Source organism: Chthoniobacterales bacterium (assembly GCA_035274845.1).
Lineage (GTDB): Bacteria > Verrucomicrobiota > Verrucomicrobiia > Chthoniobacterales > UBA10450 > AV80.
Genome location: DATENU010000022.1, coordinates 20,836 through 40,609 on the forward strand (window position 1 = coordinate 20,836; position 19,774 = coordinate 40,609).

The following is a 19,774-nucleotide window of genomic DNA, read 5'->3' on the forward strand; positions in this document are numbered from 1 at the left end:
TGGTCCGCCTAACCAGCCGGCCATGAATAATTTTTTTTCCAGGAGCCTAAATGCCAACGAAAGCGACGACCAAGACCACAGCGCGGAAGGCCACGACCGCACGCAAACCCGCCCCGGCGGGTCCGTCCCGTGGCGGACCGGTCAAGGCCGCCGTCTCGTCGCCCCCGGCGCCTGAGCCCAAGCGCAAGGAAACCAAGAGCGCCAAGGAAGAGGCAGCGGCGCCGGCCAAGCCAAAGGCCTCCACTCAAGCGCCGGCCAAGCCATCCGAACCAGCGCGAAAGCCCGCTGCGGCACCAGCCAAGGTAACGACCGAGCCGAAAACGCCTGAGGCCCCGAAAGCGCCGAAACAGGTGATGGAGACGGTGTCGTTGATCGACGAAAAGAAGCCGCGGCCCAAGCGGGCCGAGGGCGGGGCCACCAAATCGTTCCTCCCTCCCATTTCCCGGATTCGGACGCCCGAGCCGGTTGCTCCACCAAAGCCGGCAGCACCGCCACCTCCGCCGCCCGAGCCGGCAGCCGAGGCCGCTCCAACCGAGACGAGCGCAGCCGAGCCCGAGGTCGAGCAAAAGATCATTCACATCAAGCCGCCGATCATCGTCAAGGAATTGGCGACGCAACTCGGTGTGAAGCCGTTTCAGCTGATCAAGGAGCTGATGACCGACTTCAACATTTTCGTCAATATCAACCAGACGATCGAGCCGGACATCGCCACCCAGATTTGCCAAAAGCACGGGTTCGTTTTCGAAATGGAACGCCGGGAAAAAGGGGGCGGCGTTCACAAGGTAGAACAGGTGGTGGTCGCACCCCCGCCGCCGGTGATCGAGAAGGAAGAAGAACTCAAGACCCGCGGCCCGATCATTACCTTCATGGGCCACGTCGATCACGGCAAAACCTCATTGATGGACGCCATCCGCAAGACGCGCGTCGCCGCCGGGGAAGCGGGCGGAATTACGCAGCACATCGGCGCCTACACCGTCGATTACAAGGGGACGCGGATTACTTTTCTCGACACTCCGGGCCACGCCGCGTTCACCGCGATGCGGGCCCGGGGAGCGCATGTCACCGACATCGTCGTGATTGTCGTGGCGGCCGATGACGGCCTGATGCCGCAAACTCTGGAGGCGATCAGCCACGCCAAGGCGGCGCCCCACGTGAAGATCATGGTGGCGATCAACAAGATCGACTTACCGGGAGCGAACATCGACCGGGTAAAAAAACAGCTCCAGGACCGCGAGCTGACTCCGGAAGATTGGGGCGGCGATACGATCGTGGTGCCGGTTTCAGCGACGAAGGGCATCGGCATTGACCAGCTCCTGGAGAACATGTCAGCGCTCGCGGAGGTAGAGGATTTGAAAGCGTCGCCCACCGCGACTCCGCGCGGCACCGTGATTGAAGCGCAGGTTGAACCGGGACGCGGTCCGACCGCGACGGTGATTGTGCAAATGGGGACCCTGAAAATTGGCGACCCATTTATCTGCGGCGATTACGGCGGCAAAGTGAAATCGCTCATGGACGACCGCGGCAAGCCGATCAAGGAAGCAGGTCCTTCCACTCCGGTGAAAGTGCTCGGCTTCAGCGGTCTTCCCCAGGCGGGTGATGAGTTTTTGGTGATGGAATCGGAACGGTCGGCGAAAACGTTGAGCGAAGAGCGTCTCCTCGACCGGCGCGCCGACAAACTTAGTGCGCCGCAACGCGCCACTCTCGAAAGTTTGCTCGAAGCGGCCGATGGCAAGAAGCATCTCCGGATTGTCCTGAAGTGCGACGCGCAGGGCTCGCTCGAAGCGTTGACGGGAGCGTTGGAGCAAATCGAGAGCAAGAAGATCGACCTCGAAATCATTCATTCCGGCGTGGGGCCGATCTCGGAATCCGACATTCTCCTGGCCAGTGCATCAAACGCGGTCGTGGTCGGCTTCAACATCAAGGTTGAAAGCATGGCCGTGAACGCGGCCAAACGCGAAGGCGTGCAGGTCAAACTTTACAGCATCATTTACGAACTCATCGACCAGATGAAGGAAGCGATGGCGGGTCTGCTCGATCCGGAACATCGCGAGACGGTGATCGGTCATGCCGAAGTGAAGCAGGTCTTCAAGTTGAGCAAGGGAATCGTGGCGGGCTGCCTCGTCACCGACGGCCGCATCGCCCGCACGGCGCGGGCGCGCGTGCTGCGGAAACGTCAGCCGGTTTACGACGGCGGGCTTTCCACTCTTCGCCGTTTCCAGGACGACGTGAAAGAAGTTCGCGTCGGCCTCGAGTGCGGCATCAAGCTGGGCGACTTTAGCGAATATCAAGTGGGCGACATCATCGAGTGCTATCAACTCGAGGCCATCGCGCAGAAACTCTGATGGTTGAGAGTTTTTAGTTGAGTGTTGAGAGCCGCTGGGAGGCCGTTCGAACTCTCAACTACAAACTCTCAACTCTCAACTTTCCTCATGAAACATCGATTACTCCGCGTGAATGAGCTCCTGAAACGCGAGCTCAGCAGCATCATCACGCGCGAAATGACTTTTGACGACGTCCTCGTGACGCTCAACCAGGTGGACGTCACTCCGGACCTGAAACACGCCCACGCGTATGTCAGCGTTCTGGGCAAGAAAGGCGAGGCCGCCGCGGCCATGGCCAAGCTCGAGGAAAACCGCGTCGTTCTCCAGGCCGCCCTCGCCAAAAGCGTGACCTTGAAATACACGCCTCATCTTGTTTTTCACCTCGACGATTCCATCGAACGCGGCGCCCGCGTTTTCGAAATTTTGCAGCAAATCGAGACGCCGGAAAAGGAATGAAGCAAGCGAGTTTCGACGAAATCGGGGCGGTCCTGCGTTCGCAGCAAACGTTCGCTGTCCTCAGCCATGTCCGCCCGGATGGTGACGCGCTCGGCAGCCAGCTTGGCCTGGGCCTTTCTCTGTCGAAGCTCGGAAAGAAGGTGATGGTCCGAAACGAAGATGGACTCCTGGAGAAATACAGCTTCCTGCCCGGCGGCGAGTTTCTCCAGACGCCTCTGAGTGAAGCGCAGGATTTCGACGTGGCGATCGCCCTCGACACCGCCACGCAGAGCCGCCTGGGAACGTCGACGGAGCTCGTGCGCAGCGCCAAAACCTGGATCAATATCGATCATCATCCGAGCAACCCCGGTTACGGAGACCTGGTCTATATCGACGCCACCGCGCCGGCCACCGGACAAATTCTTTTCGAACTGATCACCAGCCAGGGATTGCCGCTCGACACCGCCATCGCCGAAAACCTCTTCGTCGCCATTTCCACCGACACCGGCTCGTTCCAATATCCGAACACGACGGCGCGCACCTTTGAGATCGGAGCGGCGCTCCTGGGTTGCGGGGTGGACGTTGGCCGGGTCAGCCAACTTCTCTACGAGAGTTATCCGCGCCGACGCACCGAACTGCTCCGGGAGCTCCTCGGCACGATGCGTTTCGAAGCCGGCGGCAAAATCGCGACGTTCAGCCTCAGCTTGAAAGTCGCGGCCGATCTCGGAGCGAAGCCCGAGGACAACGAGGGATTGATCGATCACATCCGCGCGATCCAGGGAGTAATCGTGGCGATTTTTTTCGAGGAACTCGCTGACGGGAAAGTCCGGGTGAGCATGCGCTCCAAGAGCGAAGAAGTGGATGTTGGCGCCATCTGCCAAAAATTCGGCGGTGGCGGGCACAAGCTGGCGGCGGGCACCCGCGTTCGCGGCACGCTTCCCGAGGCGGAAGAAAAAGTTATCAAGGAAATCTGCGATGTCATTAACTGCGACTCCTGACGGCGTCCTCCTCGTGGACAAAGCGGCGGGGATGACGTCGCACGACGTCGTCGCGATCGTCCGGCGGCGTTTGCAGATGAAGAAGGTGGGGCATTGCGGCACGCTCGACCCGATCGCGACCGGTTTGCTTCTCCTCACCCTCGGCCGGGGAACGAAAATTCAGGACCTCCTGATGAGCGAGGACAAGGAGTATTCCGGCACGATGATTCTCGGAGTGACGACCGACACGCAGGATCGCGCCGGAGTTCCCCTGGAGGAACGTCCGGTGCCGCCGCTCGATGACGCGACGGTCCGCGCCGCGTTTGAGAAATACTCCGGCGATTTTTACCAGATGCCGCCGATGGTTTCCGCGATCAAACAGGGCGGGGTCCCGCTCTACAAACTGGCGCGCCAGGGAAAGACGGTCGAGCGAGAGCCACGCTTGGTTCATGTGTATCGCTACACGATCGATCGCATCGCTTCGCCCGAGATCGGTTTCAGCGTGGTTTGCAGCAAGGGCTTTTACGTGCGCACCTACGCCCACGACATCGGCGAAACCCTCGGTTGCGGGGCTCACCTGAAGGATTTGCGGAGGACGAAGTCGGGGCGCTTCAGCGTCGAAGGGGCGATCACCGTGGAAGAGCTGAAGAGCGGTGAGCCGGTTGATATTCTTTCCCGCATTTTGACGTTGCCCGAAGTCTCGCGGATGCGCGGGGCGTGAGGAAAGTAAGAAGGAAGAAGTAGGAAATAGGATTAGAAATATCCCGCCCGGCGAAATCCGGTTCTTGATTCATCCTTCTTAATTCTTACTTCTTACTTTTCGATGCTGGTCCTTCGTTCCATCTCCGATCTGGCTACCCTCCCCGGTCCCGTTTTCCTCGCGATCGGCGTTTTCGACGGCGTCCACCTTGGCCACCAGGCCGTGATTTCCACTTCGGCGAAACACGCGAAGGAGGCCGACGGCACTCCGGTCGTCGTCACCTTCGATCCGCATCCGGTGAAAGTTCTCCGGCCGAACAATGCGCCGCATCTGATCACCGCGACGCAGCATAAGATTGCGCTGATCCGCGATCTCGGGGTCAGGCATCTGCTCGTCCTCCATTTCGATCGCTCGTTCGCAGCCACCAGTCCCGAGGATTTCGTGCAACAGCTCGTCGAGAATTCGAAACCGCTGCGCGAAATCTGCGTCGGCCACGAATGGTCGTTCGGGAAAGGAAGAGCGGGCAACCTGGAGCTGTTGAAAGAACTGGGGAAACAGGCGGGATTCAACGTCATCGGCGTTCAGGCTGTCAGCGTGAACGGCGAAGTCGTGAGCAGCACGGCCATCCGGAAAGCGGTGGAAGAGGGCAACCTCGTCAAGGCCACGCAAATGCTCGGGCGGGAATACACGATCCTGGGCACGGTGGTCCGGGGCGAACAACTGGGCCGCAAACTTGGATTTCCGACCGCGAATCTGAGCGCGCACAGCGAGCAGTTTCCGCCGAATGGCGTGTACGTGACGGAGGCCCGCATGGGCGGCGCGGTCCATCGCGGCGTGGCGAACCTTGGGTTCCGCCCGACCGTGGCTGGCGAAAAATCAGAGCGCCTTCTCGAATTGCATCTCTTCGATCTCGACCGCGAGATTTACGGCGAAGAAATGGAAGTTCGTTTTCTGAGATATCTCAGGCCGGAACAGAAGTTCGCGGATGTCGAGTCGTTGAAAGCGCAGATTGCGCGTGACGTCGAGCAGGCCCGGGAATCGTTCGCGATCTTACCGTGAGCGTCCGCGCAAACGCGAGACGGCCGCGGCCAAACAGCCGGCGGTAACCAGAACGCCAATCGCGGCGGCGAAGACCAGCATCCGCATCACCGGCATCATCGCAACGTTGGCATAGGCTTCGAACGCCAAAGAAGTTCCGCCGGCAAACCAGAAGGCCGCGATACAGGCAGCCAGGGTGAGCCCCAGGAGAATCAAGGCGCGAGAGGAGCGGCGGACATGGCGGGCCGGCAGCTTTTGCACGACCTGTGAAGTGAAGCCGGCATCGTCGAGGTACGGCGCTTCATCGCGCAGCCGCGCATCCAGCCAATCTTCCTGAACTTTCTCGTCCATGTTAATTAGAACCCCACGCCGACAACATCTTCTTCAATTTTTCGCGTCCCCTCAACACATTTGTTTTCACGGTGCCGAGCGGAATGTCGAGAACGCGCGAAGCCTCGTCGTGGGAAAGCCCGTTCTGGCAGCACAATACGATGGCTGAACGCTCATGAACGGGAAGCAATTCGAGAGCGTGGGCAAGATCGTGGCGGAGAGCTGGATCGACAGTTTGCGGATCATGTTCGGCCTCCAACTGAGCTTCGTCGATGCCAACCAGCTCCTTTCTTTTGCGGGCTTCCTCCCGGAAACAATTGTAGGCGATCCGGTAAAGCCAGGTCGAAAAACGGGCTTCCCCGCGAAAGCTGCGAAGGTTTTTGTAAGCCCGCAGAAAGGTTTCCTGCGAAAGATCGTCCGCGAGCGAAACATCGGCGCGGACGAGCTGGCGGAGCAGACCCCGGACGCTCGACTGGTGGTTGCGCACCAGCTCGGCGAAAGCGTGGTGGTCATCCTCAAGAAGAACGCGGGCGACGAGGTCTGCATCGGTTAGCGCCACGCGCCCATGTTAGGGCAACGGCGGAACTTTGTCTTTAGGACGTTCGAGCTTCCAGACCAGCAAATAGCCCACCCCGATCAGGAACGGAATGATGCCCAGCGCCCAGGCGCCGCCTTCCCAATCGTTCACTGCTCCGAAGAAGATCATGAGTCCAAACCCGATCATGAGGAGCACCACCCCGCGGCGCATGTCCGAACGAGCGCGCACCACCGGCGGGGGCGCGAAGAGAGCTGCCGGCACTTCCTGGCCTCTTTCCACCATCGTCCGAACGGTGCGATGGAGGGACCGGCTCTTCAGGTAGCTGAAGAACATGATCGCCGCCACCACCAGGACAGGCGCGCCAAAAAGGGTTGTAAAGATGATCCCGATGATTGGGATGGCCATCAGGGCGCCGTCCCCGAAGTCGTCGTCACTGTCGTGATGGCGTTTAACTGTGACGCTGGAAGGGTTGTTGATGGTCACACCGAAATGGCGCTTCAATTTTCTGGCGACATCGCGGCTGATATCGTCGGATTCGTCCGGGGCGACGCTCGCGGCGACGGAGGGCGAAATGTTGGCGCCGGCCACCACCGCCGGGCTTGGGCTGGCGGGGCTCGCGAACGGCGTGGCCGAGGCCGAGGGAGACGGGGCTTGGCCGAGCAGGGTCGAGATAAGCGCGATCGAGCAGAGGCAGGTTAAGAGCAATGTTTTCATAGGCATTCTGTGTAGTGAGATGCAGCCCGGGCGGCTTTTGGATTCAAAAAAGACTCGAAACTCCGGTCTTCGTGGGCCGAGTCGAGGGAGCACAGACAAAAGCCTTGCATCGCAGGGTGTGGCGGCCATTATTCCATCCGCTAAAATGCGGGTGTAGCTCAGTGGTAGAGCACCTCCTTGCCAAGGAGGACGTCGCGAGTTCGAGTCTCGTCACCCGCTCTCCTCCCCATTCCTCTCTGGAGCCGGCACGCCATCAATGGAGCCGGCACGCCATCGTGCCGGGGAGGTGTGGCTCCGCTTTCCCCCACGGCCTGTGGGCAGGCCGTCTCCAAACTCGTGGGCAAGCCGTCTCCAAATCTCCGCTGCGGCGAGCCGTCTCCAAAATCCAGGAAACCGAAAGTAACAACCGGGTTACTTATCACCGCTCGACCGTATTTACATCCCGTCATATATCGCCCCACAACCAACCAAGAAAATACATGATGAACATCTCAAAACTTGATCAGACATCTCTCACGAGCCGCTCACCACTCTGGATCTATTGGGCGATTGTGACCATCGGCGCCATTTTCATCAGCGTCGGCGCAAGCGTGACTCTGGCGCAGGGCACAAGCCCCAGCCCGTCGCCGAGCCCAAGCGCTTCGCCGAGCCCAAGCGCTTCGCCAAGCCCAAGCGCTTCGCCAAGCCCCAGCGCTTCGCCGAGCCCCAGCGCTTCGCCGAGCCCGAGCCCTCTCCCGAGTTGCAGCCCCATCGCCAACGCCAGCATGACATACAACGGCGCTACCTTTAGCCCGCCTTCGCTGACGATTAATCCCGCGACTCAGGTGACCTGGACGAACGCTGGCAACTCCAAGATTCGCCTGCGAGATGTCGGTCATTTCTTCTTTGATAGCGGCGATCTGGATCCCGGACAGTCGTTCTCGTTCACTTTCTGCGCCGGCGGCACCTACTTCGTCGAGAATTCACGCGGCGGCGGATTGGCCACTATCACGGTGACTGGCTCAGGCCCTTCGCCCAGCCCGAGCCCAAGCGCTTCGCCGAGCCCAAGCGCTTCGCCGAGCCCAAGCGCTTCGCCGAGCCCCAGCGCTTCGCCGAGCCCGAGCGCTTCGCCGAGCCCGAGCGCTTCGCCGAGCCCGAGCGCTTCGCCGAGTCCGAGTGCCTCACCGAGTCCGAGTGCCTCCCCGAGCCCAAGCGTTTCGCCAAGCCCGACACCGATGCCCAGCCCTGCGGCCCAGCCAGTTAACATCTCGACCCGTGTCCGAGTGGAAACCGGCGAGGGCGTCATGATTGGCGGCTTCATCATCACCGGCAATGATCCCAAGCGCGTTATCATCCGCGGCATCGGTCCTTCGATGACGAGTGTCGGAGTCAACGGTGCCGTGAGCGATCCGATCCTGCGCCTCTTCAGCGCGAGTGGGTCGCCTTTGGCCGTAAACGACAACTGGCAGGACACCCAGCGGGCTGATATCGAGCAGACCGGTCTCCAGCCTTCCGATCCTCGCGAATCGGCCATCATCGCTACGCTGGCGCCGGCGGCTTATACCGCGACAGTTTCCGCCGCGAATGGCAGCAACGGCGTCGGCCTCGTCGAAATTTACGACCTCACCTCGACGAATAATTCAAAACTGGGCAACATGAGCACCCGCGGATCCGTCCAGACGGCGGAAAACGTGATGATCGGCGGTTTCATCCTCAGCGGCACCAACCTCAATCCCGGCAAGGTGGTCGTCCGTGCGATTGGCCCAACGCTCGGGCAATCTGGAATCACCAATCCGCTCAGCAACCCGAGCCTCAGCCTGTTCGATAGCAACGGGCAATTAGTGGGCTTGAACGACAACTGGCAGGATGATGCGAACCAGGCCAACCAGTTGCTGTCGCTCAACCTCGCGCCGCAAAACGCGGCAGAGTCCGCCATCGTGGCAATTCTGCCCCCGGGGCAGTACACGGCGGTGGTCGGCGGCCAGAATGGCGGCACCGGAATCGGATTGATCGAGGTTTACTCCATCAGATAACGACCAATCACTTGCTTCACTCATCGACCCGCTCCGCGGAAGGCTCCGCGGGGCGGCCGGTGGGGGAGGCGAGGCCCAATTCTCCAGGGAAAACCGAAGGTAACAGTTGAGTTACTTTTAACCATTCGACCGTAATTAACTTCTCTCTAATATCCAACCCACATTCCAAAAAACCAAAACATATGACCATTCCAAACCCTGATTACGTTGAACAAACTGATGGTTCGCGGTCGACAAACCGGCCGGGGCAATCGCGCTGGATTCAATCCGCGATTGTCGCCATCGGGTTGCTCTTCTCTGTGAGCGTCGGCGCAAACTCAGCCCTGGCGCAGCTCCCAAGCCCTTCACCGAGCCCGAGCGCTTCGCCGAGCCCGAGCGCTTCGCCAAGCCCGAGTGCTTCGCCAAGCCCAAGCGCTTCGCCAAGCCCAAGTGCTTCGCCCAGCCCAAGCGTTTCGCCAAGCCCGAGTGCTTCGCCAAGCCCGAGCGCTTCGCCAAGCCCGAGCGCTTCGCCAAGCCCGAGCGCTTCGCCAAGCCCGAGCCCGCTCCCAAGCTGCAGCCCCATCGCTAACGCCAGCATGTCTGTCGGCAATGGTTCCTTTAACCCGAGCTCGCTGACCATTGCAGCGGCAACGCAGGTGACCTGGACCAATACGGGTAGTTCCAGAGCCCGAGTGCGGGATGTAGGTCATTTCTTCTTTGATAGCGGCGACATTAATCCGGGACAGTCGTTCTCGTTCACTTTCTGTGTGGGCGGGACCTACCAGGTCGAGGATCAACGTGGCGGTGGCACGGCCACGATCGTTGTGACCGGCACTGGCCCATCGCCAAGCCCGAGTGCTTCACCAAGCCCGAGTGCTTCGCCGAGCCCGAGCGCTTCGCCGAGCCCGAGTGCTTCACCGAGCCCGAGTGCTTCGCCCAGCCCGAGCGCTTCGCCGAGCCCGAGCGCTTCGCCGAGCCCAAGTGCTTCGCCGAGCCCGAGCGCTTCGCCGAGCCCGAGCGCTTCACCGAGCCCGAGTGCTTCACCGAGCCCGAGTGCTTCACCGAGCCCGAGCGCTTCGCCAAGCCCAAGCGCTTCTCCGAGCCCGAGCGCTTCGCCGAGCCCGACCCCAACACCGAGCCCTGCTGCTCAGCCAGTCAACATTTCCACCCGCGTTCGAGTGGAAACCGGCGAAGGCGTCATGATCGGCGGCTTCATCATCACAGGCAACGATGCCAAGCATGTCATTATCCGCGGCATCGGCCCCTCGATGGCTGGCGTTGGCGTCACCGGAGCCGTGACCGATCCCGTTCTGCGCCTTTTCAGCGCCAACGGTTCGCCGCTGGCGGTCAATGACAACTGGCAGGACACCCAGCAAACCGAAATCGAGCAGACCGGTCTCCAGCCTTCAGATCCTCGCGAAGCAGCCGTCATTGCCACACTCGCGCCGGGCGCTTACACCGCGGCCGTCTCGTCCGCGAACGGCAACAACGGCGTCGGCCTGGTCGAAATCTACGACCTCACCTCGACGAACAATTCGAAACTGGCCAACATCAGCACCCGTGGATCCGTCCAGACCGCGGAAAACGTGATGATCGGCGGTTTCATCCTGGGTGGCACCAGCATCAATCCCGCTAAAGTGGTGGTCCGCGCGATTGGGCCAACGCTGGGGCAAGCTGGCATCGGCAATCCCCTTGGCAATCCAAGCCTGAGCCTGTTCGACAGCAACGGGCAATTGGTGGGCTTGAATAACAACTGGCAGGATGATCCAAGCCAGGCCGCCCAGTTACAGGCGCTCAATCTCGCGCCGCAAAACTCGGCTGAAGCCGCGATCGTGATGATGTTGCCACCAGGGCAATACACGGCGGTCGTCGGCGGCCAGGACGGCGGCACTGGAATCGGATTGATCGAGGTTTACTCCATCCAATAACCGAAACCAATGGCATTGCTCCACTCACCGACCCGCACCGCGGCCCTGCTCCGCGGGGCGGGCGGTGAAGTGGACGAGCCCCGCAAACTTCCGCGGGGCTGATCGGAATGATGGCGCGCCGCGCGCGCAACTTGTCTAGCTCCTGCGATTCAGTCAGGGTGTAACACCCGGAAGATCGCGGGTTTTGTTCGGTTAGGAAATCCCGTGCAATTCCCTGGAAAGGCCGGCTTGGAACCTTTGAACACACCAACATTCTCTACTGTCCGCGAAACCGAACAGACCTTGGACCTGGAGGCGGTCGCGCCCGAGCCGACCGTCCCGGATTCCACGGAAACGACCGTCGCCAAAGAAAGAATTCCAGAGCCTCCAGGCCCTCGCCTGGGCTGGTCTGCGGCCGACGCCGGGACGGTGTTTCTGGTTCTCGCGCTCAAAGGCCTCGTTCTGCTCCTGGCCGTTTTGAGCGTCGGCGTCCTCTTCGATCAATATGAGACCTGGGCAACTCTCTGGAATCGCTGGGATGCCGTCCATTATTTGAGACTGGCCGAGATCGGCTACACCGCTACGGGTGAGGGCCGGTTCTCGATTGTCTTTTATCCCCTCTATCCCGGACTGGTGCGGGTGGTAGCGCTTGTTTGCCAGAGCTACTTCGGCGCGGCCCTCGTGGTCTCAGGCGCGGCGGCCGTGGCTGCCGCCCTTCTCTTGCGCCGATTAGCCGAATTCGATAACCCGGAGAAAGTCGCGCGCCTGGCCCCGTGGTTTCTCCTTATTTTTCCGACCGCCTACTTTTTGCACATCGCCTACTCGGAAAGCCTGTTTCTCGCTCTTGTGCTCGGGTGCCTGCTCGCGGCCCGGACCCGGTCCTGGGCGATCGCCGGAATCCTGGGAGCGCTGGCCTGCGCCACGCGCGTGAACGGGCTCCTGCTCGTCCCGACTTTGTTCGTCGAAGCGTTCCTGCAATATCGGGCCACTCGCCGGATCGACTGGCGCTGGCTTTGGATCGGCGCCGCCGGACTCGGCACGGCGACGTACCTCTTCATCAACTATAGCGTCACCGGCGATCCCTTCGCGTTCTCGAAAATCATGGAGGTGAACTGGTATAAGAAATTCAACTCACCGTGGGTGGGGATTCATGATGTCTGGCTTCGCATTCCCTACTTCAATCTCACGGAAGGGCTCCTCGAGTTTGTCTTCATCGTCTTCTCGTTTCTCTGCACCGTCTGGTGCTGGATCAAACTGCGCCCCACCTATGCGGTTTGGATGACGTTGAACTGGCTTTTGATTAACAGCACCAGCTATGTTGTGAGCGTGCCGCGGTATTGCCTGACCCTTTTCCCCATCTTCATTCTTTTCGCCCGCTTCGCCGCGCGCCGGCCGCTCGCCGGAGGTCTCTTGAGCGCTACCTGCCTCCTTCTTCTTGCTCTTTTCGCAATGAAATTCGCCCACGGCACCTGGGCGTTCTAGGCCCGGCAGTTTTTTCCCATGCTACTTTCGATCGTTATCCCGTGTCATAACGAAGCGGCCGTTCTGCCCGAGACGCATCGCCGGCTCGCCGAGGTAGCCGAGCGCCTCAAGAGCAGGGTCGATTGCGAATTCATCTTTGTGGACGACGGCAGCCGGGACGAAACCGCCCGCGTCCTCCATGAGCTGGCCATGGCCGACTCCCGTCTGCGTGGTTTGCGTCTCTCGCGCAATTTCGGCCAGCAAATTGCCACCACCGCCGGGCTCGAAAACGCCGCCGGCGACGCCGTGGTGGTGATGGATGCCGACTTGCAGGACCCGCCGGAATTGATCGAGACAATGCTCGACCGCTGGCAGGAAGGTTATCACGTCGCTTATGCGAAACGGACCGAGCGAACCGGTGAGACGGCGTTCAAGATTTTGAGCGCCAAAATCTTTTACCGGCTGGTCCAGCGCATCTCGCGCGTTTCCATTCCGAGCGACACCGGCGACTTCCGTCTCATGGACCGCCGGGTGGTGGACGCCTTTCTGCGAATGCCGGAACAGGACCGTTTTCTCCGGGGAATGGTGAGCTGGGTCGGCTATCGGCAGGTCGCCGTTCCTTACAAACGAGAAGTCCGTTTTGCCGGCAAGACCAGCTATCCCCTTTTGAAAATGATTCGCTTTGCGATCGACGGAATCGTTTCCTTTTCCTTTGCGCCGCTCCGCCTCGCGGTCTGGATGGGATTTATTGCGATCGGCGTCGCGCTCCTTGGAATTCTCTACGCCGTTCTTTTGCGATTTTTCGCCGATCCCTCGCAGTGGGTTCGCGGCTGGGCCTCCATTTTTGTCGCCATTCTTTTCATGGGCGGCGTGCAATTGATTTCGCTCGGCATTATCGGCGAATACGTGGGCCGGGTTTATGGCGAAGTGAAACAGCGGCCGCTTTATCTCGTCTGGGAGCGATTTGGTTTTCCAGAGAACGCTCCCGCAAACCTGGACCCCACCCGGCAGGCTGCCTCTGAAGATGAGAATCCCATCCGAACGAGTAGCGTGTCGGATCAACCCTCGAATTCCCGAACGCTTTCTCCGGTTTGACCGCGGCGACTTCCCTGCTGGCGCCACCCTAATTTTGCCCGGCGCCAGGGGACCCTCTCATGGATGACCTCACCATTGTCCCCTCTCGCGAACGCTTCGCCGAGATGGCGAAACGCGGGAACGTCATCCCGGTTTTTGTCGATTTTGTGGCCGACGGCGAGACGCCTGCCTCCGCCTATCAAAAACTGGACGACGGCGGGCACTCATTCCTGTTCGAATCGGCGGAACAAACGGAGCAGTCCGGACGCTATTCGTTCCTCGGCTTCGATCCGCGGTTGATTGTGCGGGGCGAAAATGGCCGGGACCCGCTCGCGGCCCTGGAAAAGGTCATGTCGGATTTTCGTTTCGTGCCATCGCCTGATCTGCCGCGGTTCGCCGGCGGCGCGGTCGGTTACCTCGGTTACGACGCCGCGCGTTATTTTGAAAAATCGCTGCCGGAGCCACCGGAAGATGACCTGCAATTGCCGGAGATGATTTTCATGATCATGGGGCTGCTCGTCGTCTTCGATCATCGCTATCGCCGGGTGAAAATCGTAGCGAACGCGTTCCTCGACGATCATCCGGACTCATTCACCGCCTGGCGAAGCGCCGAGAACAAGATCCGAAACGCGCTGGCGAAATTGTCGGGAGCGGCGCGCCTCCCCTTAATCGATGCCCAAAAAACCGTTTCGCCGAAAGTGGTGCGCAGCAACCTGACGCAGGTGGAGTTCGAGGCCGCGGTCCTCGAAGCGAAGGAACACATCCGCGCCGGAGACGCGTTTCAGATCGTTCTTTCCCAGCGTTTCGAGACCGATTTCACCGGCGACCCCCTCAAGCTCTATCGCTGCCTGCGGCTGGTGAATCCGTCGCCCTACATGTTTTGTCTCCGCTTCGGCGATTCTTTCTCGCTGGTCGGCAGCTCGCCCGAACTCCATGTCCGGGTCACGGATGACCTCGCCGAAGTCCGGCCCATTGCCGGCACGCGCCCGCGCGGTGAAACGCCGGAAGAAGACGAAGAGAATGCCTCCGAGTTGCTGGCCGATCCCAAGGAACGCGCGGAGCACGTGATGCTAATCGACCTGGCGCGGAATGACCTGGGTCGTGTCGCCGAGATCGGCAGTGTCCGCGTGACCGAGCAGATGGTCATCGAGCGCTACAGCCACGTGATGCATATTGGGTCGCACGTGGTGGCGCGGTTGCGAAAAGGCCAGACGGCGTTCGATGTCATGCGCGCCACTTTTCCCGCCGGCACTGTCTCCGGAGCCCCGAAGATTCGCGCGATGCAAATCATCAGCGAGCTCGAAAACCGGAAGCGCGGTTGTTACGCCGGAGCGGTCGGTTATTTCGGATTCGACGGGGCGCTCGATTGTTGCATAGCGCTCCGCTCCATCGTGCTGAAGGAGGGACGCGCTTACCTCCAGGCCGGCGCCGGGATTGTGGCCGATTCCGATCCGGCGAGCGAATACCAGGAGACCGTCAACAAAGCGAGGGCCATGGTCGATGCGATCAGCCGGGCGAGCGATGAATAAGATCCTGCTCATCGACAATTACGATTCGTTTACCTACAACCTCGTCCAGTATTTCGGCGTCCTGGGTTGCGAGGTCGTGGTGAAGCGGAACGACGAGATCGCCGCCGCCGAGGCCAAAGCGCTTGCGCCCGATCGCATCTGTATTTCACCCGGACCCGGAAGGCCCGGAGATGCAGGCATCAGCAACGAGATCATCCGGGAGCTCGGCCCAACGATTCCGGTCCTGGGCGTTTGTCTCGGCCATCAATGCATCGCCGCGGTTTTCGGAGGCGAAGTCGTTTCGGCGCCGCGGCTGATGCATGGCAAGACGTCGCCGGTTCAGCATAACAGCGCCGGCCTTTTCGCAGAGCTTCCGAATCCTTTCGACGCGACGCGTTACCATTCGCTGATCGTGCGTCGGGAAACGTTACCCGCGGCCCTCGAAGTCACGGCCGAAACCGCGGAAGGCGAAGTGATGGGGTTGCGCCATCGCGATTACCCGATCCACGGCGTCCAATTTCATCCCGAGTCCGTGATGACCGGTGAGGGAATGAAGCTGCTGCGAAATTTTCTCTCGTTGTAAAGCGCTAATGCGATCACTTCGCGACTCGCGCGCAGCCACGCGCCATCCCCCTAATTGTCTTCGAAACTCTGTTTCGCTGGTGGATCGTGCGCTACGCGCGCGATGGGAGGGCGCGTGGCAGCTCTATCGCAAGTTGTCAGTCGCTCCCATCGAGCGACGTAGCGCTCGATCCACCATGCACCTCTATCGCAAGTTGTCAGTCCCTCCCATCGAGCGGTGTAGCGCTCGATCCACCATGCATCTCTATCGCAAGTTGTCAGTCGCTCCCATCGAGCGGCGTAGCGCTCGATCCACCATGCAGCTCCGAAGTTCTAGACTCATCGCGGAGCGCAGCTGCGGACGTTTAATGCGCGATCACTTCCCGAATGGCCCGAAGATCGCGCAGCATTTCGTCGTATTCGCCAAGGCTCAGCGCCTGGGCCGCATCGCACAACGCGCTCTGCGGATCGTTGTGCACCTCCACCAGAACGCCATCCGCTCCCGCCGCTACTCCGGCGCGCGCCAGGGGCGCAACCATATAATTTTTTCCGGCGGCATGCGACGCATCGATGATGACCGGCAAATGGGAAATGCGCCGGACCGCGGGAACGGCAGCCAGATCGAGCGTGTTGCGCGTGTGCTGGGCGAAAGTCCGCACCCCGCGCTCACAAAGGATCACCTGATAATTTCCCTCCGACATGATGTACTCGGCGGCGAGCAGCCATTCATCGAGCATCGCGGCCATTCCCCGCTTCAGGAGCACCGGCAGCTTGGAACGGCCGGCGCGGCGTAACAGGGAAAAATTCTGCATGTTGCGGGCTCCGATCTGGATGATGTCGCCATATTTTTCGACGAGGTCGACTCCGGTGACGTCGAGCGCTTCCGTCACGATCTTGAGCCCGAATTCTTTCCGGACGTCCGCCATGATCTTGAGCCCCTCTTCTCCGAGACCGGGAAATTCGTAGGGCGAACTCCGGGGCTTGAAGGCTCCGCCGCGGAAAAAACGCGCGCCGCTTTGCGCCACGGTTTTGGCCACCGCAAACGCCTGGGCCCGGCTCTCGATCGCGCACGGACCGGCAATGACGGCGAGCTCGTCCCCGCCGATGGTGGCATCGCCAACCCGCACCACCGTTTTATCGGGGCGAAGATCGAGCGTGATCAATTTATACGGCTTGCTGACGCGGATTGCTTCCGCCACGCCGGCCATGTTCTCGAAGCGGGCTGGATCCACGGCCCCCTGGTTGCCGGTGATGCCGATCGCGGTCCGGGTCGCGCCGGGCATGACATGCGAGCGATAGCCGAGCTGTTCGATCACGGCCACGACGTCCGCAATTTCGCGGTCCGCCGCGCCGGCTTTCATTACGATGAGCATGGAACAGTTATTCTATACCGAAATGAGTGGCTCTACGATTCCTGAAGCCACGATTTTGCGGCGGCCAGATCGCCGCGGGTTAATTCGTGCCCGGCTTCCTCGACGCGAACAACAATATTCGCTCGGGCTGCGCGGAGCATATTCGCAAGGCGTTCGGCGTTTTCCATTGGAATAATCGGATCGTATTTCCCCGAGCAGATTAACCCCCGGACGCTCGCCAGGTTTGGCTGGTTCTTCGGCGTCAGCGGCACCATGGCGCGGAATAAAATGGCGCGGGAGAAGACTTCGGGTCGGAGGAGAAGGACAGCCACGGCGATGTTTGCGCCGTTGGAGTAGCCCACCGCGGTCACATTTCGCGCGTCGAATTCATACTGCGCTGCCGCGGCCAAAATGAAATCGGCCAGCTCCTCCGCGCGGCGGATAACGTCTTCTTCGTCGAAGACGCCCTCGGCCAGGCGCCGAAAAAAGCGCGGCATCCCGTTTTCCAGGACCTTTCCCCGTGGGCTGAGCAAGGCCGCCGAAGGATCGAGATCGCGACCGAGCGCCACCAGATCGTGCTCGTTGCCTCCTGTTCCGTGAAGGAGGAGAAGAACGCGTTCGGCCCGACCATCCGGGGCCGGAATAAATTGGTGGATGAAGTCCATATTGCACGACGAGCTAAGACCAAGGAGCGGCGGTTTACAAACCGCCGATGCTTGGTTGTAGTGACGCCGCTCTGTCGGCGTATGGAGCATAAACAACAAAAGACGCGTTCACACGGCGACTGAGCGCCGTCGCTACAGCAAGCAGGGCGGTTTGGAAAGCGCCCCTCCTTGGCTTGCGACTACGCTACACTAACCAAGTAATGTATCTCTGGAGAAAACAGGCACATCCAAACTGGCTTCGAAGCCACGAGCAGAGTTTGCAACTCCGATTTGGATCAGCGCTGGCGATCGTCGAGCGCCCGGGAAAGGCGCGGACGCTCGTGGAGATTTCCTGCCGGATGCGGAAGGAGGCGATCGAACTTCAAAAAAAGCTCGGCGGTTCCATCGAGAAACTGCGGACCGACTGGCTGCAACGGTTCGCGAAACGATCGACGGTAAAACCGGTGCGAATCGGTTCGCGATCGATCACGATCCCCGCCGAAGCCGCTTTCGGCACGGGCGAACATGCGACGACCGCGATGTGTGTGCGACTGCTGGAACGCGTCGCCCAAAGACGCGACAGCGACACTTGGACGATGCTCGACGCCGGGACCGGCACCGGCATCCTCGCCATCGTGGGAAGTTGCCTTGGGGCGAAGCGGGTCCTGGCGATCGACAACGATCCCCTCGCCTGCTCAATCGCACGCCGAAACGCCCGAAAGAATCGGGCGAACAGGATCGAATTCCGCACCGCGGACGTTCTGAAAGTAAAGCTTGCCGGAAAACTCGACATCATCACGGCCAACCTCTTCAGCGAGCTCCTGATCGCGGCCATGCCTGGCTGGTCGCCACATCTGGCCCCCGAGGGCTGCCTGATTCTTTCCGGCATCCTAACGACGCAGGAAACCAGCGTCGTTCGAGCCCTCCGCCGGCAAGGGTTTACCTGCTCCGAGACCCGCCGCCGCGGCAAATGGGTTGCCCTGCTGGCAGAGCGAGACCGGCAAAAAGGAAGTTGACGCCGGGAGGGGGCGAAAGCATTTTCTCCGACCCGTTCGCGGCCTCGATTTCCTGCATCCACGCGGTTGATCTGTGAAGCCGCGCCCGGAAAAATCGCATGCCGAAAGAAGAGCTCTCCTACGTCATTGTCACGCCTTACTCGATGCGCAAGTCGCGCACCGGCGGCATCATAGCACGCCTGATTTCACGGACGGGGCTCGACCTGGTTACGTCGCGAATGTTCGCCCCGGGCGAAGAACTCACGAAGCGTTATGCCGACACCATTGTCACCGAAACTGATCCGCGCCACCGGGCCACCCAGGAGCTGATTCGGGACTACGTCCTGAAGAATTTCACCGGTAAAGTCAACGGCCAGAAGTCGCGCGTGATGTTCCTGGTTTTTCGCGGGGAAGACGCGATCGAAAAAATCCATCACACCATCGGCCACATCGTCCACGAGCGGACCAGCGGCGAAACGATCCGCGACACTTTTGGCGACTACATCGCGGACGATTCCGGCAAAGTCATTTACTTCGAGCCGGCGGCCATCACCGCGTTCGAGCCGAAACAGGTTGAGCGCGATTTGAAGCTCTGGGCCGAGTATTCCGACAGCGATGGCGGGATCCTGGAGAGCGTGATCGAATTCCCGAGCGGCGCAAAGGTCGAGAAAACCCTCGTCCTGATCAAGCCGGACAACTTCAAATTTCCCAATCAGCGCCCCGGCGGCGTGATCGAGGTTTTTTCCCGCACCGGGCTCTACATCATCGGGTTCAAGGTGCATCGCATGAGCGTGGCCCAGGCTGAAGAGTTTTATGGGCCGGTGCTGCCCGTCCTGGAAGAGAAACTGGGCGCCGGCAAAGGGCGCAACGCCTGGGAAGACATCGTCGAATTCATGGCGGGCGGGCGGCCGAGCGCCGTCTCGGGCGGAGAACGCAGCGCCCCTGGCTCGGAAAAATGTGTGGCGATCGTTTATCAGGGCGAGGACGCGGTCCGCAAGATTCGGGACGTTCTCGGGCCGACCGATCCGGCCAAGGCGCCGCCCGGGTCGATCCGGAAAGAATTCGGCCAGTCCATCATGATCAATGCCGCCCACGCCTCCGATTCGGCCGAGAACGCGAAACGCGAGATGGCGATCGTCCAGGTGGACGAGAATAACTTCAAACCTTTAATTGAAAGTTTCTACGCACGCCCATAGCTTGCGCTCCCATTTTGGAAACCCTGAACCCA

At 60.6% G+C, this 19,774-nt stretch carries 21 protein-coding genes and 1 tRNA gene; 15 read left to right on the plus strand and 7 right to left on the minus strand.

Translation table 11 applies throughout. The features are described 5' to 3' along the window. The first annotated feature begins 50 nt into the window (after window positions 1–50). The 5 genes from infB to VJU77_16440 all read left to right on the plus strand — a co-directional run bounded on the left by infB (window position 51) and on the right by VJU77_16440 (window position 5,492). Window positions 51–2,342, plus strand: a complete 2,292-nt coding sequence (infB, locus tag VJU77_16420) for a translation initiation factor IF-2 (protein HKP04939.1) — start codon at window positions 51–53, stop codon at window positions 2,340–2,342. Between the two features lie 87 nt (window positions 2,343–2,429). Then, the gene (gene rbfA, locus VJU77_16425; GenBank protein ID HKP04940.1) at window positions 2,430–2,777 is read left to right on the plus strand and encodes a 30S ribosome-binding factor RbfA; all 348 of its coding nucleotides are present in this window, start codon (window positions 2,430–2,432) and stop codon (window positions 2,775–2,777) included. After that, window positions 2,774–3,754, plus strand: coding sequence for a bifunctional oligoribonuclease/PAP phosphatase NrnA (locus VJU77_16430; GenBank protein HKP04941.1), 981 nt, complete (start codon window positions 2,774–2,776; stop codon window positions 3,752–3,754). The genes rbfA and VJU77_16430 overlap by 4 nt, the downstream gene beginning before the upstream one ends. Further along, entirely contained in the window at window positions 3,732–4,454 is a 723-nt protein-coding gene (gene truB, locus VJU77_16435) for a tRNA pseudouridine(55) synthase TruB (protein ID HKP04942.1), read from the plus strand. The genes VJU77_16430 and truB overlap by 23 nt, the downstream gene beginning before the upstream one ends. Window positions 4,455–4,556: 102 nt before the next feature. Next, complete coding sequence (locus VJU77_16440; GenBank protein HKP04943.1) at window positions 4,557–5,492, plus strand: bifunctional riboflavin kinase/FAD synthetase; 936 nt, start codon at window positions 4,557–4,559, stop codon at window positions 5,490–5,492. On the opposite strand, the gene VJU77_16445 is transcribed toward VJU77_16440, so the two are convergent. Next, window positions 5,484–5,822, minus strand: coding sequence for a hypothetical protein (locus VJU77_16445; protein ID HKP04944.1), 339 nt, complete (start codon window positions 5,820–5,822; stop codon window positions 5,484–5,486). The genes VJU77_16440 and VJU77_16445 overlap by 9 nt on opposite strands. A gap of 154 nt (window positions 5,823–5,976) precedes the next feature. Between VJU77_16445 and VJU77_16450 the strand changes: the two genes are divergently transcribed. After that, a complete protein-coding gene (locus tag VJU77_16450; protein HKP04945.1) occupies window positions 5,977–6,354 on the plus strand; it encodes a hypothetical protein in 378 nt (125 codons plus the stop codon). Between the two features lie 15 nt (window positions 6,355–6,369). Here VJU77_16450 and VJU77_16455 read toward each other — a convergent pair whose 3' ends face one another. Further along, window positions 6,370–7,053, minus strand: a complete 684-nt coding sequence (locus VJU77_16455; GenBank protein ID HKP04946.1) for a DUF6249 domain-containing protein — start codon at window positions 7,051–7,053, stop codon at window positions 6,370–6,372. Between the two features lie 147 nt (window positions 7,054–7,200). On the opposite strand from VJU77_16455, the gene VJU77_16460 reads away from it, so the two are divergent. Continuing rightward, window positions 7,201–7,272: transfer RNA gene (locus VJU77_16460), tRNA-Gly, on the plus strand. Between the two features lie 319 nt (window positions 7,273–7,591). Here VJU77_16460 and VJU77_16465 read toward each other — a convergent pair. Both VJU77_16465 and VJU77_16470 read right to left on the minus strand, forming a co-directional pair. Further along, window positions 7,592–7,819, minus strand: coding sequence for a hypothetical protein (locus tag VJU77_16465; protein HKP04947.1), 228 nt, complete (start codon window positions 7,817–7,819; stop codon window positions 7,592–7,594). A gap of 180 nt (window positions 7,820–7,999) precedes the next feature. Beyond that, window positions 8,000–8,299: a hypothetical protein gene (locus VJU77_16470; GenBank protein ID HKP04948.1), complete on the minus strand. Its 300-nt coding sequence runs from the start codon at window positions 8,297–8,299 to the stop codon at window positions 8,000–8,002. A gap of 16 nt (window positions 8,300–8,315) precedes the next feature. Between VJU77_16470 and VJU77_16475 the strand changes: the two genes are divergently transcribed. Then, the gene (locus tag VJU77_16475) at window positions 8,316–9,065 is read left to right on the plus strand and encodes a hypothetical protein (protein ID HKP04949.1); all 750 of its coding nucleotides are present in this window, start codon (window positions 8,316–8,318) and stop codon (window positions 9,063–9,065) included. A 262-nt stretch (window positions 9,066–9,327) separates the two neighbouring features. Here the strand turns inward: VJU77_16475 and VJU77_16480 are convergent, their stop codons facing one another. Next, entirely contained in the window at window positions 9,328–9,642 is a 315-nt protein-coding gene (locus tag VJU77_16480) for a hypothetical protein (GenBank protein ID HKP04950.1), read from the minus strand. On the opposite strand from VJU77_16480, the gene VJU77_16485 reads away from it, so the two are divergent. The 5 genes from VJU77_16485 to VJU77_16505 all read left to right on the plus strand — a co-directional run bounded on the left by VJU77_16485 (window position 9,641) and on the right by VJU77_16505 (window position 15,577). Beyond that, window positions 9,641–10,972 (plus strand): hypothetical protein, encoded by a 1,332-nt coding sequence (locus tag VJU77_16485; protein HKP04951.1) that lies wholly within the window; start codon window positions 9,641–9,643, stop codon window positions 10,970–10,972. The genes VJU77_16480 and VJU77_16485 overlap by 2 nt on opposite strands. Window positions 10,973–11,209: 237 nt before the next feature. Further along, the gene (locus tag VJU77_16490) at window positions 11,210–12,433 is read left to right on the plus strand and encodes a hypothetical protein (protein HKP04952.1); all 1,224 of its coding nucleotides are present in this window, start codon (window positions 11,210–11,212) and stop codon (window positions 12,431–12,433) included. Window positions 12,434–12,451: 18 nt separating this feature from the next. Then, complete coding sequence (locus VJU77_16495) at window positions 12,452–13,507, plus strand: glycosyltransferase family 2 protein (GenBank protein HKP04953.1); 1,056 nt, start codon at window positions 12,452–12,454, stop codon at window positions 13,505–13,507. Between the two features lie 59 nt (window positions 13,508–13,566). After that, window positions 13,567–15,015: an anthranilate synthase component I gene (gene trpE / locus VJU77_16500; protein HKP04954.1), complete on the plus strand. Its 1,449-nt coding sequence runs from the start codon at window positions 13,567–13,569 to the stop codon at window positions 15,013–15,015. After that, window positions 15,008–15,577, plus strand: a complete 570-nt coding sequence (locus VJU77_16505; protein ID HKP04955.1) for an aminodeoxychorismate/anthranilate synthase component II — start codon at window positions 15,008–15,010, stop codon at window positions 15,575–15,577. Before trpE ends, VJU77_16505 begins: the two co-directional genes overlap by 8 nt. Window positions 15,578–15,920: 343 nt before the next feature. Here VJU77_16505 and aroF read toward each other — a convergent pair whose 3' ends face one another. Then, window positions 15,921–16,928 (minus strand): 3-deoxy-7-phosphoheptulonate synthase, encoded by a 1,008-nt coding sequence (gene aroF, locus VJU77_16510; protein HKP04956.1) that lies wholly within the window; start codon window positions 16,926–16,928, stop codon window positions 15,921–15,923. Between the two features lie 32 nt (window positions 16,929–16,960). Beyond that, window positions 16,961–17,572, minus strand: coding sequence for an alpha/beta hydrolase (locus VJU77_16515; protein HKP04957.1), 612 nt, complete (start codon window positions 17,570–17,572; stop codon window positions 16,961–16,963). Window positions 17,573–17,772: 200 nt separating this feature from the next. Between VJU77_16515 and VJU77_16520 the strand changes: the two genes are divergently transcribed. Next, window positions 17,773–18,567 carry a 50S ribosomal protein L11 methyltransferase gene (locus tag VJU77_16520; protein HKP04958.1) on the plus strand — a complete coding sequence of 265 codons (795 nt, stop codon included), beginning with the start codon at window positions 17,773–17,775 and terminating at the stop codon, window positions 18,565–18,567. Window positions 18,568–18,665: 98 nt separating this feature from the next. After that, the gene (locus tag VJU77_16525; protein ID HKP04959.1) at window positions 18,666–19,742 is read left to right on the plus strand and encodes a nucleoside-diphosphate kinase; all 1,077 of its coding nucleotides are present in this window, start codon (window positions 18,666–18,668) and stop codon (window positions 19,740–19,742) included. Window positions 19,743–19,774: the final 32 nt, after the last annotated feature.

What these genes read in the sequence shown, in the direction of transcription:
- VJU77_16480 (HKP04950.1), bottom strand. Translation starts at nt 9,642, where the DNA reads ATGCTGGCGTTAGCGATGGGGCTGCAGCTTGGGAGCGGGCTCGGGCTT.
- VJU77_16470 (HKP04948.1), bottom strand. Translation starts at nt 8,299, where the DNA reads ATGTTAACTGGCTGGGCCGCAGGGCTGGGCATCGGTGTCGGGCTTGGC.
- VJU77_16485 (HKP04951.1), top strand. Translation starts at nt 9,641, where the DNA reads ATGTCTGTCGGCAATGGTTCCTTTAACCCGAGCTCGCTGACCATTGCA.
- VJU77_16525 (HKP04959.1), top strand. Translation starts at nt 18,666, where the DNA reads ATGCCGAAAGAAGAGCTCTCCTACGTCATTGTCACGCCTTACTCGATG.
- infB (HKP04939.1), top strand. Translation starts at nt 51, where the DNA reads ATGCCAACGAAAGCGACGACCAAGACCACAGCGCGGAAGGCCACGACC.
- aroF (HKP04956.1), bottom strand. Translation starts at nt 16,928, where the DNA reads ATGCTCATCGTAATGAAAGCCGGCGCGGCGGACCGCGAAATTGCGGAC.
- VJU77_16465 (HKP04947.1), bottom strand. Translation starts at nt 7,819, where the DNA reads ATGCTGGCGTTGGCGATGGGGCTGCAACTCGGGAGAGGGCTCGGGCTC.
- VJU77_16495 (HKP04953.1), top strand. Translation starts at nt 12,452, where the DNA reads ATGCTACTTTCGATCGTTATCCCGTGTCATAACGAAGCGGCCGTTCTG.
- VJU77_16450 (HKP04945.1), top strand. Translation starts at nt 5,977, where the DNA reads ATGAACGGGAAGCAATTCGAGAGCGTGGGCAAGATCGTGGCGGAGAGC.
- VJU77_16515 (HKP04957.1), bottom strand. Translation starts at nt 17,572, where the DNA reads ATGGACTTCATCCACCAATTTATTCCGGCCCCGGATGGTCGGGCCGAA.
- VJU77_16445 (HKP04944.1), bottom strand. Translation starts at nt 5,822, where the DNA reads ATGGACGAGAAAGTTCAGGAAGATTGGCTGGATGCGCGGCTGCGCGAT.
- truB (HKP04942.1), top strand. Translation starts at nt 3,732, where the DNA reads ATGTCATTAACTGCGACTCCTGACGGCGTCCTCCTCGTGGACAAAGCG.
- rbfA (HKP04940.1), top strand. Translation starts at nt 2,430, where the DNA reads ATGAAACATCGATTACTCCGCGTGAATGAGCTCCTGAAACGCGAGCTC.
- VJU77_16520 (HKP04958.1), top strand. Translation starts at nt 17,773, where the DNA reads ATGTATCTCTGGAGAAAACAGGCACATCCAAACTGGCTTCGAAGCCAC.
- VJU77_16440 (HKP04943.1), top strand. Translation starts at nt 4,557, where the DNA reads ATGCTGGTCCTTCGTTCCATCTCCGATCTGGCTACCCTCCCCGGTCCC.
- VJU77_16455 (HKP04946.1), bottom strand. Translation starts at nt 7,053, where the DNA reads ATGAAAACATTGCTCTTAACCTGCCTCTGCTCGATCGCGCTTATCTCG.
- trpE (HKP04954.1), top strand. Translation starts at nt 13,567, where the DNA reads ATGGATGACCTCACCATTGTCCCCTCTCGCGAACGCTTCGCCGAGATG.
- VJU77_16430 (HKP04941.1), top strand. Translation starts at nt 2,774, where the DNA reads ATGAAGCAAGCGAGTTTCGACGAAATCGGGGCGGTCCTGCGTTCGCAG.
- VJU77_16505 (HKP04955.1), top strand. Translation starts at nt 15,008, where the DNA reads ATGAATAAGATCCTGCTCATCGACAATTACGATTCGTTTACCTACAAC.